Below are 16,676 nucleotides of genomic sequence, written 5' to 3'. Positions count from 1 at the left end.
CGGCGTTTTTCAAGATAGTTGTCGCGCAAAGCTGTTTTAAGCAGCCTCTTTTTGCTCCGGCTCGGGTTTCTCGGGCCGCTCCGGATTTAGCATCACGGCACCGATAGGTGTCCAGTCTCGCGTCTTGCCACTCCACCTCGCTGGGTGTTGTGCTCGGGCGGCCTGGTACACAGCATCCCGTTTCGCCAGCAGGGCTTTATCGTCACCCCGATGCCGCTCGTTGGGTGTGACGAAGCGGATACGGCTATGCCGGTGCTCTTCGTTATACCAGGCCATAAAGTCGCGCACCCACTCCCTGGCCGCTTCCAGACTGGCAAAGCCGTCTGATGGCCACTGCGGACAGTACTTCAGCGTCCTGAACAATGACTCCGAGTACGGATTATCGTTGCTGACCCGAGGCCGTCCCCGCGAGGGCGTGACACCCAGGTCATGCATCTTGGTCAGCAGCGTGACTGACTTCATTGGCGCGCCGTTGTCCGAGTGCAAGACCAGCGGCTGCTTCCAGCACTGCTCGCGGATGATGCTCCGTTGCAGCAACGCCGCCGCCCGTTCACCGCACTCTTGCTCATGCACTTCCCAGCCCACCCCTTTGCGGCTGTAGATGTCCTCTATCAGATAGAGGTAGTAATACTGGCCGCGCACGAGTGACGGCAAGTAGGTGATATCCCAGGACCACACTTGATTGGGCCCAGTCGCGGTATGGCTGGTTGGTACCGGCACATGGCGCGGTGGCTGGCTCCGGCCACGCCTGTGCTGCTGGTCAGCCGCCCGCAAGATGCGATAGAAGCTCGACTCACTGGCCAAGTAGCGCCCCTGGTCGGCCAGCCGTGGCACAATTTGACTCGGCGGCAACGAGGCGAACTCCTGGCTATTGCAGACGTCCAGCACGGCCTGCCGCTCCTCTGGGCTCAATGCATGAGCAGGTATGGAACGAACCGCATCCGGTCGCCTATCGGCACTCAGCTCAGGCCCGGCCAACCAGCGCTGGAGCGTGCGCAGACTCAGCCCCAACACCTCGGCCGCAGGATGCTTGCGGGCGCCAGCTTCAAGCGCTTCGCGCCACCATGCAACGTATTGCTGCCGCTCTGGCAACGAGGTCAGTTGTCCTCGTCGACGTTGCTCCAGTAGGCATCGAGCTTTTTTTGCAATATCAGCAGAGCTGCTGCCTCGGCCAGGGCCTTGTCTTTGCGCCGCAGCTCTTGCTCCAGTTGCCGGATACGCTTCTTGTCCGCTTTGGCCTGTGCCTTCTCCGCCTGTTGTAAGGTACGAGCGGATTGCTGGCCCAGAATACAGGCTTGGCGCCATTGCTGGACTTGCTCGGGATAGAGACCCTTACGGCGGCAGTACTCACTGAGTTCAATCTCGGAAAGCGCAGCGGTTTCCAGCACGACGGCGAACTTGGCCTCGGCGGGCCATTCATCGGTCAGTTTGTTGTCCCCGGGCACAGGAGACCCTCCGTCTTTGGCGTGTTTGCGCCAATTATACAGAGTGACCTCGCTGATGTTTTCCTGCCGAGCCAACTCGGCCACCGACATATTGATGGGCGGCAGCAGCTTCTTGAGCAAAGCAGCCTTGCGCTCACTTGAATAACGAGCCATTCGACACTCTTTATCCGCCCCCGGTCTTCACATTTAGATTATTCAGATTAGGCGACAACTATTCTGACACCGGGGGCTCCCAAAGGCACTGCTGCTGTGACCTTTACCCGTGACTATGTAGAGCGTTTCGAACAGGAGCTGGCCAAGGCGAAAAACTCCGGTGAGCTGATTGAGGCTCTGAAGAAGGCCTATCCGGCACTGCCGGTTGACGATGGTCTGGCCATCGGTGCCAAGGTCAATACCGGCGAGATGAAGTGGTAAGCCACTGAGCCTGCTTTCCCTGTGTTTTTTTACCGGGCCTAAGGGCCCGGTTTTTTATCCGAGATTGAAGTGAGAATGAAGATGAGCGAACAACAAACCACCCTCCATTATGTCTATGACCCGCTCTGTGGCTGGTGCTACGGTGCCGCCCCCCTGTTGCAGGCGGCAGCCACCATTGCCGGACTCAAGATCGAGCTGCATGCGGGCGGCCTCTGGATGGGTAGCCGCCGTCAGCCGATGGGCGAGGCATTGCGTGATTATGTGCGCCCCCATGATCAGCGGATCGAAGCGCTGACCGGCCAGCATTTTGGCGAACGCTACTTTAACGAACTGCTGCTGCGGGAAGGCTGTCTGCTGGACTCCGAGCCGCCGATCCGTGCGGTTTTGGCCGTCACGGCGTTGGGGGGCGATGGGCTGGTCATGTTGCACCGGATCCAGCAATCCCACTATCGGGACGGGATCTGGATTGGTGAGCCGGCATTTCTCGCCACGCTGGCGGCAGAGCAGGGGATTTCAGCCGAGGAATTCCAACAAGCTTATCTGCAGGCCCCCTTGCTGCAACATCTGGCAGATAGCCAGGGCTGGATGAAACGGCTGGGCGGTCAGGGTTATCCTACTTTGGGTATAGAACGAGGGGGAAAACTCGAAAGGATAGAGGTCAACCAGTATCTGGGGGAGCCGGAGTTGCTGATCCCACGACTGTTGCGTGCAATAGAGTAAACCGTTAATAGTCAGCGGTAGTTAAAGTGGTCATCTCTGCGTGTCGATAGCGATATATGGTGCTTATGCAAACTACAAAAGCACAGCTCTACGGCTATGCTCAATTACAAAAACATGAACACATAGCTCCTATCAAAACCGACATTAAACGATGACACGCAGTTAAGGATGAATCTATGCTCCAGAATATGTCCATAGGCCAGAAGTTGAGTACTGGCTTTGCGGTGCTGGCACTTTGCGTATGCCTGCTTGCCGGGTATGGCGTCTCACGACTGTCGTATCTCAATCAACAAAACACTGTATTGGCAGAGAACCTTATCCCTTCTGTTCGCTATGCAAGTCAGATGCATATCGCACTGCTTGATGCTCGGCGTTTCCAATTATCTATGGTGATCGCGATGGGCTACAACGACAGTGCGGATATTGAACGAACCCAACAAGGTGTGATGGATTCAAAGGCACGTTTTGAGCAGGCTGCGGCTAATTACGGCGGATTGGCTTTTAATGCTGCTGATGAAGAGCAAACCTTTAACGCGTTGAAGACTGCCGGAAATGCCTTTTTTACAGCGCATGACCCGCTATATCAGGCGGTGAAACAGAGTAGTGACAAGACAAGAGAGATTTTGCAAGGGAATCTCAGAACCACGCTGGAGCAGGCAACAAAATTAACGATGGATTTGCGTGAGATAAATGAGCGTATTGGCAAGGAGATGGATGCCCAAGGTGAAGAGGCATACACCAGCTCCAAATTCCTCAGTATCTTGACTGGCGCAGCGACTCTCATTTTCGTGGTGTTGATTGCATGGTATTTGAGTCAGCAAATCAAACGACCCGTTAATCGCTTGCTGGAACTTGTTGGTAGCGTCGCGGCTGGTGATTTGACTCATCGTGTGGAGTTGAATGCGTTTAATCAGGATGAATTAGGACAACTGGCGAAAGGCTTTGCGCAGATGCAAGAAAACTTGCGCAAACTGGTTGGGGAGGTATCCGGTTCTGTTGTACAGATGAGCTCTGCGGTAGAAGAGATCAGTGCCGTAGCAAGGCAGTCAGCCAACAATATGAATGCTCAGCAACATGAGCTGAACCAGCTGGCGACGGCGATGAACGAGATGCAAGCCACGGTGCAGGAGGTCTCTCGCAATACCAGTGATGCGGCCAGTGCCGCCACCTCGGCCAGTGAGACGGCCGAACTTGGTGCGCAAACGGTGAATGACTCCATTCAACGTATTGAACGGGTCGCCGGTGCCATCGAGAGTACCGCGGTGGTGATCCGCCAACTGGGCGATGACAGCCGCAATATCGGCATGGTGCTGGAGGTGATCCGCGGCATTGCCGAACAGACCAACCTGCTGGCATTGAACGCCGCCATTGAAGCGGCCCGTGCCGGTGAGCAGGGGCGGGGGTTTGCGGTGGTGGCCGATGAGGTGCGTACTCTGGCCAAGCGCACTCAGGACTCCACCTCCCAGATCAACACCATCATTGCCGAGTTGCAGCAGCGTGCCGAACAGGCGGGCAGTACCATGCAACAGAGTCAGGAGCTGATGAACACCACGGTTGCTACCGCGCGGGAAGCGGGCGAGTCTATCTCCCAGATCAGTGGCTCGGTCAGCAGCATCTCCCACATGAACATCCAGATTGCGACAGCCACCGAAGAGCAGGGGGCGGTGAGCGAGGAGCTCAACCGCAACGTGGTCAATATCAGCCATGCTTCCGAAGAGGTGGCCGCCGGTGCCACCCAGATGGCTCAGGCGTGCAACGAGCTGAACCATCTGGCAACCCAGTTGCAGGATATGGTGCGCCGTTTCAGGGTGTAATCCCTCGGCGAGTCAAACAGCCCGATTACCGCAAGGTGATCGGGCTTTTCTGTTTTGGAGAGGTAGCCAGATAGGTTCACCGCGAGCGGATGACTTGTCCAGCCGGACGATATTGTGCATGCTGATGGCCCATTTTCCAGGCAGGACTCTTGCTGTATGAATCTTCGCGATCTCGAATATCTGGTGGCGCTGGATGAGGAAAAACATTTTCGCAAAGCTGCTGAACGCTGCTTTGTCAGTCAACCCACCCTGAGCGGCCAGCTGCGCAAGCTGGAAGATGAACTCGGGGTCATTCTGATCGAACGTACCTCGCGCAAGGTGCTGTTTACTCCGGCTGGCGATGCCATGGCCCATCAGGCGCGTCGGGTGCTCAAGGAGGTGCGCGAGCTCAAGAGCATCGGTCAGCACTTCTCCGAGCCGATGTCCGGGGAGATCCATATCGGTTTTATTCCGACCGTGGGCCCCTACCTGTTGCCCCGCATTATCCAGACCCTGCGTGAGCGTTTTCCCCAGCTGGAGTTTTACCTCTATGAGGAGCAGACCCAAACCCTGCTCAAACGGCTGGAAGAGGGGGAGCTGGATTGCGTCATTCTGGCCGAGATGCCTGGGATGGAGGGGTTTGGTTCAATCCAGCTCTATCATGAGCCGATGTGGTTGGCGGTGCCTTGCCATCACCCCGAAGCACAGGCCAAACAGGTGCCGCTTGGTAATCTCAAGGGCAAGAAATTGCTGATGCTGGCCGATGGCCACTGTTTGCGGGATCAGGCGATGGGATTCTGTTTCGCCGGCGGGATAGGTGAGGATCAACGCTTCAAGGGCACCAGTCTGGAGACGCTGCGCAACATGGTGGCCGCCGGTAGTGGCATGACCCTGGTGCCAAAGCTGGCCGTACCTGCCGATCATGATGAGGGCGGGGTGAGCTATCGACCTGTGGTTGACCCTGTGCCAGGGCGTACCATCTCGCTGCTCTATCGCCACTACTCGGTGCGTCGCCCCTGTTTCAACGAGCTGGCCGCCTCGATCGCCACGCTGATGAGCAAGCAGTTGGCCCAATAAAAAAACCGGCAGCCAAGGCTGCCGGTTTTGCTTCTGCCGCGAGAGCAGCTTAGAAGATATCGTCGGTTGAGACAGGCCCTTCTACATCGGGGTTGTCACCGCCGTAGACCTGATTGCCATCCGAGCTCGGTGCTGCGTAGCGGGTCGGCTCGGTCCCTTCCTTGAAGTATTCGTCGGTGCCGCCACTGGTTGCCAGCAGGCCGGTTTCGCTATCAATCTTCACTGTCATGATCCCCTCGGGAACCGGCATTTTGTGCTCCGGCAGCTTTTTGAGGGCGACTTTCATGAAGTCGATCCAGATAGGCTGCGCGGCGCCACCGCCAAACTCGGCACGGCCAAGGCCACGCTGGTGGTTGTCAAAACCGATCCATGAGGTGGCAACGATGTCCGGGGTGTAGCCGGAGAACCAGGCATCCCGCGATTCGTTGGTGGTACCGGTTTTACCGGAGATGTCGTGACGTTTCAGGTCGCGGGCTGCACGCCAGCCGGTACCACGCCAGCCGTTGCCACCCCAGATAGCTGTGCTCAGGGTGTCGGTGATCAGGAACGCACTCTGGGCACTGATGGTATGCGGGGCAATGGTTGGCGCGAGAGGGGTCTGCGTGCCATCTTGTGCGGCTCCATCAACAGTTGGCTCCGGCAGTGTGCTCTGCTCGGGTGCGGCCTGCTGTTCGCAGGTGGTGCAAGCAATAGCAGGATTGGCCTGATAGAGGGTGTTCTCCAGGCTGTCGGTCACTTTGTCGATGAAGTATGGGGTTACCAGGAAGCCACCGTTGGCCAGTACCGAGTAACCACGCACCACTTCGAGAGGGGTGAATTCGGCAGCGCCCAGCGCCAGCGACTCATGGGGAGAGATGAAGTCGCGGGGGAAGCCAAAGCGGGTCAGACCGTCGATATAGGTATCCAGACCGATGGCGCGCATCAGTCGAACCGACATCACGTTCTTGGACTTGGCCAGACCCAGACGCAGCGGGGTGGGGCCATCATAAACGGCCGGGGAGTTCTTGGGCTGCCACATGGGCCCTTTTGATGGATCCCACTGGTTGATCGGCGCATCGTTGATGAGCGACGCCAGGGTATAGCCATGCTCCAGCGCGGTCGCATAGAGGAAAGGCTTGATATTGGAACCGATCTGGCGACGCGCCTGATCGACCCGGTTGAATTTGGAGAGTTCGAAGCTGAAACCACCGACCAGTGCTTCCAGCGCCCCATTTTTCGGGTTCATGGCAACCAGCGCGGCATTCACATCCGGAATTTGGGCCAGCAGCAACTCTTCGCCCTCTTCCCGCACCCAGATCTGGGCGCCGACTTTCAGCACATCGCGCGTCGATTTCGGGGCATAGCTCTGACGGTCGTCGGTAATAAAGGAGCGGGCCCATTTAATGCCGTTCCAGCCGAGCTCTGCTTCCTTGCCATTCTTCAGTACCAGCGTGGCGCTGCGATCACCGAGCTTGGTCACGACCGCCGCCATCAGCGGATCATAAGTGGGTTGTTTGCCAAGGTGAGCGACGATCTGCTCGTAATCCCAGGCTGTCTCGCCAGCCTTCCACAACTGAGCCGTCGGGCCACGATAGCCGTGGCGCATATCATAGGCAAAGACGCCATCCAGCAGCGCCTGTCTTGCCGCCCGCTGACGTTCGGCAGAGACGGTAGTGTAGACGTGCAGGCCCATGGTGTAGGCATCTTCACCGAACTGCTCGACCATCTTCTGGCGCACCATTTCCCCCAGATAGGGGGCGTGCAGGGTCACTTCGGCGCCGTGAAAACGGGCCTTGATCGGCATCTTGGACGCTTCGTCAAACTGGGCTTGGGTGATCTTGCCGGTTTCCAGCATCCGGCCCAGCACAACGTTGCGGCGCGCAAAGGCGCGCTCGGGGGAGCGGATGGGGTTGAGCATGGAGGGGGCTTTCGGCAGACCGGCAATGATGGCGATCTCGTCCAGTCCCAGATCCTTGACCTCTTTACCAAAGTAAACCTGTGCCGCAGCACCGATCCCGAAGGAGCGATAACCGAGAGGGATCTTGTTGAGGTACAGTTCGAGGATCTCGTCTTTTGAGAGATTCTGTTCGATCCGCCAGGCCAGGAAGACCTCCTTGATCTTGCGGATGATGGTCTTCTCATTGCTCAGGAAGAAGTTGCGGGCAACCTGCTGGGTGATGGTACTGGCACCCTGACGGGCATGGCCGGAGACAGCCCAGACGGATGCTGCTCGAATGATACCAATCGGGTCAATGCCCGGGTGCTCATAGAAACGTGCATCTTCGGTCGCCAGTACGGCATCGATCATGGGTTGCGGAATTTCGTCCAGACGTAGCGGAATGCGACGAATTTCGCCATATTGGGCGATCAACTCCCCATCCCGGCTGTAAACCCGCATCGGGGTTGCCAGCTTGACGTCACGCAGTGCGGTGACATCGGGCAGCTGGGGTTTGATATAGAAGTAGATACCGATGAGGCTGGCGACACCCAGCACTGCACCCAGCATCATGACAATAAACAGGCGAACGAGCCATTTCAGCATGGAAGAACTACCAATCGTCTTAAAATTAGCCAACGGGCGCAGAGTATAGCCCTTTTGCCATCGGGAATTCGAGGTTTTCCTGTGGCGAGCCACCCACCTCAAAAGGATGCGAGAGGTTAGCACTACGGGGAGCAATAACCAAGGAGGGCCACTTGCCATGAAGAAAGCGAGATGGGTCACTTTTCGGCATAAACTTTATGACATTGATAGTTAGAGCATTTAGGATGAGTGAAGCACTCCTCTGATCGGGTGTCCTACACTCTGTTCAGGAATAAAACCAAATAACGCATGGATGTGTATATGTTTGGGCTTTTTAACAAGGGATCCCTCCTCCCTCTGGTGGGCATTGATTTTGGCAGCCAGACCATCAAGGCCGTTACCCTCAGTGGCCGACCCGGCAAGCTTCATCTCGAGTCGGTCGCCGATATTGCCACCCCGAAAGGGACGCTGGTTGACTATCAATTGCAGGATATCGAGCGTGTCAGCCAATCTCTCAAGAGCCTCAAGCGCCTGATCCCAGCTCACAGCGACTATGCCGCCACTGCGGTGACCGGCTCCAACGTGATAACCAAGGTGATCCAGATTGATGCCCGCCTCAGCGACAAGGAGCTGGAGAGTCAGGTGCAGCTGGAGGCCGAGCAGATCATTCCATTCCCCCTCGATGAAGTGAGTCTCGATTTTGAGGTGCTGAGCACCAACAATAGCGAAGATCGTCAAGATGTGCTGCTGAGCGCAGCCCGCACCGAGAGTGTCAACGGCCGGGTCAGCGCCCTTGCCGAAGCCGGTATTGCCGTCAAGGTGGTGGATGTGGGCGCCCATGCGCTGGGCCGTGCCGTGGTGGCCTGTCTGCCCGAATTGCAGGAGAGTGAACGGCCGATCGGGGTGATAGATATCGGTGCCAGTGCCATGACCTTTGCGGCGCTGGTCAAGGGAGAGGTGATCTACTCCCGCTTGCAAAACTTCGGCGGCGATCAGTACAGCCAGGCGCTCTCCTCCTTTTATGGCATGACGCTGGATGAGGCTGAGCAGGCTAAAACCAAAGGTACCTTGCCTGTTGACCATGAGCTGGATGTGTTGATGCCCCACATCAACTCGCTGCTGCAGCAAGTGCGACGCAATATCCAGCTGTTTTGCAGTTCATCCGGTTATCGCGACATCGCAAAACTGGTGCTGACGGGGGGAGGCAGTCTGCTACCCGGTTTGTTGGTACAGGTAAAAGAAGAGGTCAATTGCGAGGTGTTGCACCCGGATCTGTTCGCCCTGTTTGGCAAGCCGAAAGGGGAGGCCGAGCTGGTACATGGTGCTAAATATATGACGGCATTCGGGTTGGCTCTGAGGAGTTTCACACCATGTCAAATATAAACCTTCTACCCTGGCGTGAAGCCCGGGCCCAGCGCCAAAAGAAACAGTTCGGGGCCTTGCTGGGGATTTTTGTGCTGGCCACGGTCGCGTTGGGATTTTTTGCCAACTGGCTGGTTGATCGCCAGATCGTCGCCCAGCAGCAGCGCAACCAGAGGCTGGTTCAGGAGATGACTATTCTGGATGCCCAGCTGGGGGAGATCCGTCTGCTCAAAGAGCGTCGAAAGGAACTGATCGATCGGATGCAGCTCATCGAGCAGTTGCAGATGCGCCGCAATGTGCCCGTTCGCCTTTTCAATCAGTTGCCTTCACTGGTGCCCAACGGGGTTTACCTGAACACCCTCTCAATGCAGAACAATATTATTGATGTAAATGGCAAGACCGAAGCCTATGGCCGGGTGGCCAGCATGATGCGACGGATTGATGGTTCCGGCTGGTTGGGTCAGGCAAAAATAAGCACTATTTTTGCGGCTGATGTTGCGCCAGTGTCATTGAGCCAGTTTTCCATGATGTTCCTGATCGCTAACAATGCTGCGGCTGCAGGGAATGTGGCCAAGGAGCAACAATGAATCTTCAGCAACTCAACGAGTTGGATATCAATGACATAGCAAGCTGGCCAAAATGGGCAAAAGGGGTCTTCATCTTTTTCTGCTGCGTGTTGACCGGCGGCGCCATCTACTACTACGTGATTGCCAACTCACTGACCAGTTTGACTCAGGAAGCGGGGAAGGAGACCGAACTGAAAGCCCAGTTTGAAAGCAAGGCGATGCTGGCTGCCAACCTGGGGGCATACAAGGCGCAAATGGTTCAGCTTGAGCAACTGGTTGATACCCAGCTCAAGCAGTTGCCCAATACCCATGAGGTCGCCGGGCTGCTGGACGATATCAGCTTTATTGCTACCGACAACGGCTTGAAATTGAACCGGATCAACTGGGAACCTGAGGTCAAGCACGAGTTTTCGACAGAGCTACCGATGCGTATCGAAGTCGTGGGCACTTACCATCAAATTGGCAAGTTCACCGCTGACATGGCCGCTTTGCCCCGTATCGTCATTCTTGACTCCTTCACTCTGGGTCAGAGCAAGGATGAAGGGGAGCTGATTTCGATGTCGATGCTGGCTAAGACCTACAAGTACAACGGTAAAACAGTGGAGCCGAAACAATGAGACGCATCTGCTGGTTGTTGCCTGCTCTCTTGCTGGCGGCCTGTGGTGGCCAGGAGGATATGGATAGCTATGTCGCCCAGACCAAAGCAAGGCCACCCATACCTATCGAGCCCTTGCCCGAGCTGAAGCCTTTTGCCCCTATGCACTACCAGCAACGCGAGTTGCGCAGCCCCTTCATGGTTCCCCAGCCTGAGGCGACGGTCGGAAGTACAAGTACTGCCAAGGCCCAGCCGGATTGTGCACAGACCCTGATGGATCGTGAGAAAGAGGTGCTGGAAAATTATTCGCTGGCCAGTCTGTCGATGCATGGTTCTTTGGGTAAGGCGGGTCAGTTGTGGGCCTTGATCAGCACCCCGGATGGCAAATCGATGCGGGTCGGGCTCAACCAGTATATGGGGCTTGATCAGGGCCGAGTCATCAAGATCACTGACACTGCAGTGGATTTGCTGGAAACCATTCCGGACGGGAAGGGGTGCTGGGTAACAAGAGAAACCCAGTTGGCGATGGCCAATGTGCAAGAAAAACAATAATCAGGGACGAACAGCAATGAGAACAACAATAGAGAGTGTATCCAAAGTGGCTTTGCTGTTTTGCGCCAGCGCCCTCAGTCAGGCGTGGGCAGTGGCAACCCTGCAGGAGATCAAGGTCAATCCGCTGCTTGCCGATCAATTGCTGGTGGAGCTCAGTTTCAGTGAGCCGGTCACGGGCTTTACCGATCGTCTCTCTTACCAACCCAATCAGCTGTTGTTGCATGTTCCCGGTGCGGTAGGGGCGCTGAAAGTGAACCCGCTGCCGATCCAGCGTCTGGGGGTAGATAATATCAAGGTTGAGGGTAAGGGCGCAGGTCTGGATATCAAGATCGCACTCGATCAGCTTGCTCCCTATCAGGTGCAGCAACAGGGGAACAAATTACTGGTGTCATTGGGCGAGGGGGCCTCTTCCGGGCTCATCAATGGTGAGAGCGCCCTGATTGCACCCGCAACCTCGGCTACTCCTGTGCCAGCGCCCTCTGCGATGGTGGCCACACCCTCTCCTTCGGCGCTGCTCAATCCTCAGGTCGTTGCCCGGTCTATGCCTGTTGCGCCCGTGACAACGCCGGTAGTCACACAGCCTGCCAGCAAGCCGGTGCTCAACAACTATCAAAGCAGTGGGGGCGGCGCCTATTTCAACTCGGTTACCGGTGTGGATTTTCGTCGTGGCAAAGATGGCCAGGGGGAGTTTCTGGTTACGCTGGATAACAGCTCGGCCGCTGTTGATGTGAGCAGCCGCGGTCAGACCGTACTGGCCAAGTTTCATGGTACTCGGGTACCGGATGGTTTGCTTAATCTGATCAACGTGCAGGATTTTGCAACGCCGGTCTCTCAGGTTGAAGTCTCCCGGCAGGGGAGCGATACCCTGTTTGAATTGTCGATCAATGGTCAGTTTGATTACCGTTACGATCAGGCAGACAAGCTCTTCATTATCGAGGTGAAAAAGCGGACCACGGCCACGGCATCCAAGCAGTATCAGGGCAAACCCATCTCATTGAACTTTCAGGATATTCCAGTCCGTACCGTGTTGCAGCTGATCGCTGATTTCAACAACCTTAACTTGGTAACCACAGATTCGGTAGCAGGCAATATTACCCTGCGTCTGGACGGGGTGCCGTGGGAGCAGGCGCTCGACATTATTTTGAAGGTGCGGGGTCTGGATAAGCGGTTGGATAACAACATCTTACTGGTAGCGCCTGCAGAAGAGATCGCAACACGCGAGAAGCAGCAACTTGAGAGCCGAAATCAGGTCGCAGATTTGGCTCCGCTCTATACCGAATATCTGCAGATAAACTATGCCAAGGCCTCGGAAGTGGCTGCCCTGCTCTCTTCCGAAAGTACCAAGTTGCTGTCACCCCGTGGTGCGGTGAGTGTGGATGAGCGAACCAACGTGCTGGTGGTCAAGGATACCGCCGATGTCATCAGCAGCATCAAACGGATGCTCGATATTCTCGATATTCCGGTCAAGCAGGTGGTTATCGAGGCGCGGATGGTGACCATTGACGACGGCTTTGATGAAGCGCTCGGGGTGCGTTGGGGGGTGACCAAGAATGATGGTCATGGCAACAGTACTTCAGGCTCTATTGAAGGGAATGATGCATCGGGAAACGGCAATCTTGATAATAATGGCAACATCATTACCAATATGACTAGACCAGATGCTAGTAATCGTATGAACGTCAACCTGCCGGTGACCGGAGCGGCCGGAACCTTGGCATTCCAGGTCGCCAGATTAGCTAATGGCACCCTGCTGGATCTCGAGCTCTCTGCGCTGGAGCGTGAGAACAAGGCGGAAATTATCGCAAGTCCCCGGGTGACTACTGCCAACCAGAAACCGGCTCTGATTGAGCAGGGTACCGAGATCCCCTATGTAGAGTCCTCTTCCAGTGGCGCCACCTCGGTCACTTTCAAGAAGGCGGTACTGAGCCTGAAAGTCACGCCGCAGATCACCCCTGATAATCGGGTAATTCTCGATCTGACCGTCACTCAGGATACCAAGGGAGAGACTGTCGATACGCCTACTGGCCCGGCAGTATCCATTAATGCCCAATCCATCACCACTCAGGTGCTGGTCAATAATGGCGAGACCCTGGTGCTGGGTGGTATCTATCAGCAGACTATCAAGACGGATGTCACCAAGGTGCCGCTGTTGGGTGATATCCCCGGATTGGGGGCTTTGTTCCGCAAGACGGCCAATGAGAACAAAAAGCGGGAGTTGCTGATTTTCGTGACGCCCAAGATAGTCACCGACGCCTTCTGAATGCTTTACATGTGAAGGTAAAACACATATAACCTTACGCCCCAATGAGGCTGGGGCGTAAGGGCTGCGGTTGCCAGTCCCGATATCTATTGAGATAATCCCCCTCCTGATCCATCGCAAGATAAGGTTCATAGGTACCCCGATCCAGTATTCATCGGGGTCGTACAGTTTGTAATTACTAACGAAAAGACATGGCTGAGAAACGCAATATTTTCCTGATAGGTCCCATGGGTGCGGGCAAGAGCACCATAGGTAGACATCTGGCAGAACAACTGCATATGGAGTTTTTCGACTCAGATCATGAGATTGAGCGCCGCAGTGGTGCTGATATCGGCTGGGTGTTCGATGTTGAAGGCGAAGAAGGTTTCCGGATTCGCGAAGAGAAGGTGATCGGCGAATTGTCAGAGCAGCAGGGTATCGTGCTGGCGACGGGTGGCGGTGCCATCAAGAGTCGCGAAACCCGCAACAAGTTGTCTGCTCGTGGCATCGTGGTCTACCTCGAAACCACTATTGAAAAGCAGCTGGCGCGCACACAGCGAGACAAACGCCGTCCTCTGCTACAGACCGAAGAACCGGCACGCGAAGTGCTGGAACGTCTGGCACAAGAGCGCAATGCCCTGTATGAAGAGGTTGCCGACTTTGTTGTGCACACCGATGATCAGAGCGCAAAAATCGTTGCCAATCAAATTGTAAAGCTGATCGGTATGTAATCTAGAGGACGTCCATGGAACGGTTGAAGGTCGAACTGGGTGAACGCAGCTATCCCATCGAGATAGCTGCCGGGTTGTTGCAGCGCCCCGAGGCGCTGGTATCGACCATCAAGGGCAAGCGGGTGATGATAGTGACCAACACGGTCGTTGCTCCGCTTTATCTTGAACGGGTAACCGCTCTGCTGTCGGGTTTTCAGGTTGAACACCTGATCCTGCCTGACGGTGAGGCATACAAGAACCTGGCGACCTTTGAGCAGATCATGTCTGCTCTGCTTGAAACCAACCATGGGCGCGATACGACACTGATCGCTCTGGGGGGCGGCGTGATCGGGGATGTGGTGGGCTTTGCGGCAGCAAGCTATCAACGTGGCATTCCTTTTATCCAGATCCCGACCACCCTGCTCTCCCAGGTTGACTCCTCTGTTGGCGGTAAAACCGCTGTCAACCACCCCCTCGGCAAGAACATGATTGGGGCTTTTTATCAGCCCAAACAAGTTGTTATCGATACCGAATGTCTGAGTACCTTGCCAGCCCGCGAATTTGCCGCAGGGATGGCCGAGGTGATCAAGTACGGCATCATTTGGGATGCTGATTTCTTCACCTGGCTGGAGCAGAACATGGTGCGTCTGCAACAGCTGGAACCTGCCGCGCTGGCCTACGCCATCAAACGCTGCTGCGAGATCAAAGCCGATGTGGTCGGTCAGGATGAGACCGAGCACGGCGTCCGTGCGCTGCTTAATCTGGGCCACACCTTTGGTCATGCCATCGAGGCCGAACAGGGGTATGGCAACTGGCTGCATGGTGAAGCGGTATCCGCTGGCACCATGCTGGCAGCTTGGACTGCGCAGGCCCGTGGCGATATGAGCGAAGCGGACGTTGCGCGAGTGCGCGCTCTGCTGCTGGCCGCCAATTTGCCCATTCATGCGCCTGCCGAGATGGATTTCGCCGCCTTTATTCGCCATATGCGCCGTGACAAGAAGGTGCTGGAAGGCAAGCTGCGTCTGGTGTTGCCGGTTGGTATCGGCCATGCGCAGGTGGTGGGGGATGTGTCCGATGCCGAGTTGCTGGCGGTGATCGAGTCTGGTCGTGACGAATAAACTGCTAAAACTTCCTTCCCAGCGGCAGCTGGTTGACCGGCTGCTGCATCTGATTGAATTCAATCACCCTTTCATTTTTCTCTCCGGTAAACCCGGTTGTGGTCGCGGTACCCTGTGCGAATCCCTGCTCGGCGTGTTGCCGGAAAAAGTGCGGGTGGTAAGCCTGATTGGTACGCCTGCCATGAAGATGGTGGATGTACGCCAGCTGTTGCTACCACAGGTAGTGGCGCGCCCGCTGTTCAATCCACAGGATGCGCTGGCGGAGAGCTTCTTTCGCATGCTGGAGGGGAGCAAGCCTGCCACCCTGTTGCTACTGATAGAGCGTGCCGACCAGTTGCCGGCCGAATTGCTGGGAGAGTTGTGGGCGATCATCCGTCATAACGATACCCTGGCGGCGCCCCATCAGCTGGCCATTATCGTCTCGGGCAGTGACGTCTGGTGTCGTACCCAACGACCGCAGCTCAAAGGGCGTGCCATGCCAGCACTTGAGCTGGAAGTGCCGCCACTGAGCCCGCCCGAGCAGCGCATCTTCTTGTATGAGAAAGCCAAAGAGCTCAAGATCCCGGCGACCCTCTTGCCCAAGCCGCAAGTGGAGGAGATCCTGAAAACGGCGAACGGACATCCGTCCACCATCATGCAGTTACTGGAGGATATCATGACCGACAGAAGGCCCAAGAAGCGTCAGGCGGAGTTGCCTGTCAAGAAGATTGCCACCGCTATCGCGCTGGTCGCTGGCGGGCTGCTGGCGTTGAGCTACCTGCTGCCTGCGCTGTTTGACAATGAAAGCAAACCGGCGCTGCAGGATCCTGCGCAGAACACGGCATTGCCGATCCCGGTAGCGGGAGGCGATCCCCTCACCGCTGGCGGTTCGAATACCGATGCCGCTGCACAAGGCGCTCAAAACAGTGATGCAGCCAGCAATCCAAACGGGGTTGTGAAAGATTGGCAGCCGGAGGCGAAAGTGCTGCCCAAATCGGTGGAGAGCGAAACCGTGACCACCGAATCAACCAATTACGAAGGGCGTCGGGTGGTGATCTCTGACGAGGTCGTGCAAAAGCTGATGACCGAACCCAAGGTGAGCGGCGCTCTGCCTACTGACGTGGTGGACGAGCTGACCGGCAAGAACCCGAGTGGCACAGCCCCCAGTGGTGCAATCGCAACCACGGCGCCAGCCAGTACCGCCAAAGCACTGAATCCGGCGACAACCGCAACGCCTGCTGCTACCACCAAAACAGCCAGCAACGAGCCGGTTGCCGCGCCTGCACCCAAGGTGCTCCTGACACCGGTCGCCACCTTGAACAAGAAGCCGCGCAACCACTACAGCGTTCAGTTGATGGGGGCGAGCAATACCAAGGCGGTGGATCAATTTGTCGCCGAGCATGGTCTGGCGGGTAAGGTCTGGGTCTATCAGACCAAATTCCGTGGCAGCCCCTGGTACGTTGTGCTGCAAGGGGATTATGCCGGTCTGACCCAGGCCAAGAGTGCCATTCGCAAGCTTCCGCCAGCTTTGCTGAAAGGTCAGCCCTGGCCCAAGTCGTTTGCACAGGTACAAAAAGAGCTGAAGCAATAGCCTTGATACCGGATA

General features: G+C 56.4%; 13 protein-coding genes and 1 pseudogene. 12 read left to right on the top strand and 2 right to left on the bottom strand.

What is annotated here, in order from left to right; all coding sequences use genetic code 11:
- Window positions 1-36: 36 nt before the first annotated feature.
- Window positions 37-1,598 (bottom strand): IS3-like element ISAs20 family transposase gene (locus AB5Y97_RS11895; protein ID WP_088813959.1). Its coding sequence is split into 2 segments (ribosomal slippage): window positions 37-1,136 and window positions 1,136-1,598, totalling 1,563 coding nucleotides; the frame shifts between segments, so codons are not numbered across the junction.
- Between the two features lie 75 nt (window positions 1,599-1,673).
- Between AB5Y97_RS11895 and AB5Y97_RS11890 the strand changes: the two are divergent.
- The 4 genes and pseudogenes from AB5Y97_RS11890 to oxyR form a co-directional block, all read left to right on the top strand.
- Window positions 1,674-1,859, top strand: a pseudogene (locus AB5Y97_RS11890) (MBL fold metallo-hydrolase); the annotation flags it as partial.
- Between the two features lie 75 nt (window positions 1,860-1,934).
- Window positions 1,935-2,579 carry a DsbA family protein gene (locus AB5Y97_RS11885; RefSeq protein ID WP_201946266.1) on the top strand — a complete coding sequence of 215 codons (645 nt, stop codon included), beginning with the start codon at window positions 1,935-1,937 and terminating at the stop codon, window positions 2,577-2,579.
- Between the two features lie 176 nt (window positions 2,580-2,755).
- Window positions 2,756-4,393: a methyl-accepting chemotaxis protein gene (locus AB5Y97_RS11880; protein WP_021229786.1), complete on the top strand. Its 1,638-nt coding sequence runs from the start codon at window positions 2,756-2,758 to the stop codon at window positions 4,391-4,393.
- A gap of 156 nt (window positions 4,394-4,549) precedes the next feature.
- The gene (oxyR, locus tag AB5Y97_RS11875; protein WP_058055639.1) at window positions 4,550-5,449 is read left to right on the top strand and encodes a DNA-binding transcriptional regulator OxyR; all 900 of its coding nucleotides are present in this window, start codon (window positions 4,550-4,552) and stop codon (window positions 5,447-5,449) included.
- 49 nt (window positions 5,450-5,498) lie between these two features.
- Here the strand turns inward: oxyR and AB5Y97_RS11870 are convergent, their stop codons facing one another.
- Window positions 5,499-7,970 carry a penicillin-binding protein 1A gene (locus AB5Y97_RS11870; RefSeq protein WP_201946264.1) on the bottom strand — a complete coding sequence of 824 codons (2,472 nt, stop codon included), beginning with the start codon at window positions 7,968-7,970 and terminating at the stop codon, window positions 5,499-5,501.
- Between the two features lie 300 nt (window positions 7,971-8,270).
- Here AB5Y97_RS11870 and tapM point away from each other — a divergent pair, with 300 nt between their 5' ends.
- The 8 genes from tapM to AB5Y97_RS11830 all read left to right on the top strand — a co-directional run bounded on the left by tapM (window position 8,271) and on the right by AB5Y97_RS11830 (window position 16,661).
- Entirely contained in the window at window positions 8,271-9,332 is a 1,062-nt protein-coding gene (tapM, locus tag AB5Y97_RS11865) for a PilM family type IVa pilus assembly protein TapM (protein WP_005362273.1), read from the top strand.
- Window positions 9,320-9,898: a PilN family type IV pilus biogenesis protein TapN gene (gene tapN / locus AB5Y97_RS11860; RefSeq protein WP_005353997.1), complete on the top strand. Its 579-nt coding sequence runs from the start codon at window positions 9,320-9,322 to the stop codon at window positions 9,896-9,898. Before tapM ends, tapN begins: the two co-directional genes overlap by 13 nt.
- Entirely contained in the window at window positions 9,895-10,494 is a 600-nt protein-coding gene (gene tapO / locus AB5Y97_RS11855) for a PilO family type IV pilus biogenesis protein TapO (RefSeq protein WP_005353996.1), read from the top strand. The genes tapN and tapO overlap by 4 nt, the downstream gene beginning before the upstream one ends.
- A complete protein-coding gene (locus tag AB5Y97_RS11850; protein ID WP_005335020.1) occupies window positions 10,491-11,024 on the top strand; it encodes a pilus assembly protein PilP in 534 nt (177 codons plus the stop codon). The genes tapO and AB5Y97_RS11850 overlap by 4 nt, the downstream gene beginning before the upstream one ends.
- 16 nt (window positions 11,025-11,040) lie before the next feature.
- The gene (locus tag AB5Y97_RS11845; RefSeq protein ID WP_368158008.1) at window positions 11,041-13,284 is read left to right on the top strand and encodes a type IV pilus secretin PilQ; all 2,244 of its coding nucleotides are present in this window, start codon (window positions 11,041-11,043) and stop codon (window positions 13,282-13,284) included.
- Between the two features lie 191 nt (window positions 13,285-13,475).
- Window positions 13,476-13,994 carry a shikimate kinase AroK gene (gene aroK / locus AB5Y97_RS11840; RefSeq protein WP_005335014.1) on the top strand — a complete coding sequence of 173 codons (519 nt, stop codon included), beginning with the start codon at window positions 13,476-13,478 and terminating at the stop codon, window positions 13,992-13,994.
- Between the two features lie 14 nt (window positions 13,995-14,008).
- Window positions 14,009-15,091 (top strand): 3-dehydroquinate synthase, encoded by a 1,083-nt coding sequence (gene aroB, locus AB5Y97_RS11835; protein WP_167565066.1) that lies wholly within the window; start codon window positions 14,009-14,011, stop codon window positions 15,089-15,091.
- The gene (locus AB5Y97_RS11830; protein WP_274160814.1) at window positions 15,081-16,661 is read left to right on the top strand and encodes an SPOR domain-containing protein; all 1,581 of its coding nucleotides are present in this window, start codon (window positions 15,081-15,083) and stop codon (window positions 16,659-16,661) included. The genes aroB and AB5Y97_RS11830 overlap by 11 nt, the downstream gene beginning before the upstream one ends.
- Window positions 16,662-16,676 lie beyond the last annotated feature (15 nt).

Origin of the sequence: Aeromonas sp. R10-2, from assembly GCF_040908445.1 — a bacterium.
Lineage (GTDB): Bacteria > Pseudomonadota > Gammaproteobacteria > Enterobacterales > Aeromonadaceae > Aeromonas > Aeromonas veronii.
This window is presented reverse-complemented; position numbering and strand designations above follow the sequence as displayed.

Coding starts and splice junctions, on each gene's coding strand:
- AB5Y97_RS11885 (WP_201946266.1), top strand. CDS start 1,935: ATGAAGATGAGCGAACAACAAACCACCCTCCATTATGTCTATGACCCG.
- aroB (WP_167565066.1), top strand. CDS start 14,009: ATGGAACGGTTGAAGGTCGAACTGGGTGAACGCAGCTATCCCATCGAG.
- tapM (WP_005362273.1), top strand. CDS start 8,271: ATGTTTGGGCTTTTTAACAAGGGATCCCTCCTCCCTCTGGTGGGCATT.
- oxyR (WP_058055639.1), top strand. CDS start 4,550: ATGAATCTTCGCGATCTCGAATATCTGGTGGCGCTGGATGAGGAAAAA.
- AB5Y97_RS11850 (WP_005335020.1), top strand. CDS start 10,491: ATGAGACGCATCTGCTGGTTGTTGCCTGCTCTCTTGCTGGCGGCCTGT.
- tapN (WP_005353997.1), top strand. CDS start 9,320: ATGTCAAATATAAACCTTCTACCCTGGCGTGAAGCCCGGGCCCAGCGC.
- tapO (WP_005353996.1), top strand. CDS start 9,895: ATGAATCTTCAGCAACTCAACGAGTTGGATATCAATGACATAGCAAGC.
- aroK (WP_005335014.1), top strand. CDS start 13,476: ATGGCTGAGAAACGCAATATTTTCCTGATAGGTCCCATGGGTGCGGGC.
- AB5Y97_RS11870 (WP_201946264.1), bottom strand. CDS start 7,970: ATGCTGAAATGGCTCGTTCGCCTGTTTATTGTCATGATGCTGGGTGCA.
- AB5Y97_RS11845 (WP_368158008.1), top strand. CDS start 11,041: ATGAGAACAACAATAGAGAGTGTATCCAAAGTGGCTTTGCTGTTTTGC.
- AB5Y97_RS11880 (WP_021229786.1), top strand. CDS start 2,756: ATGCTCCAGAATATGTCCATAGGCCAGAAGTTGAGTACTGGCTTTGCG.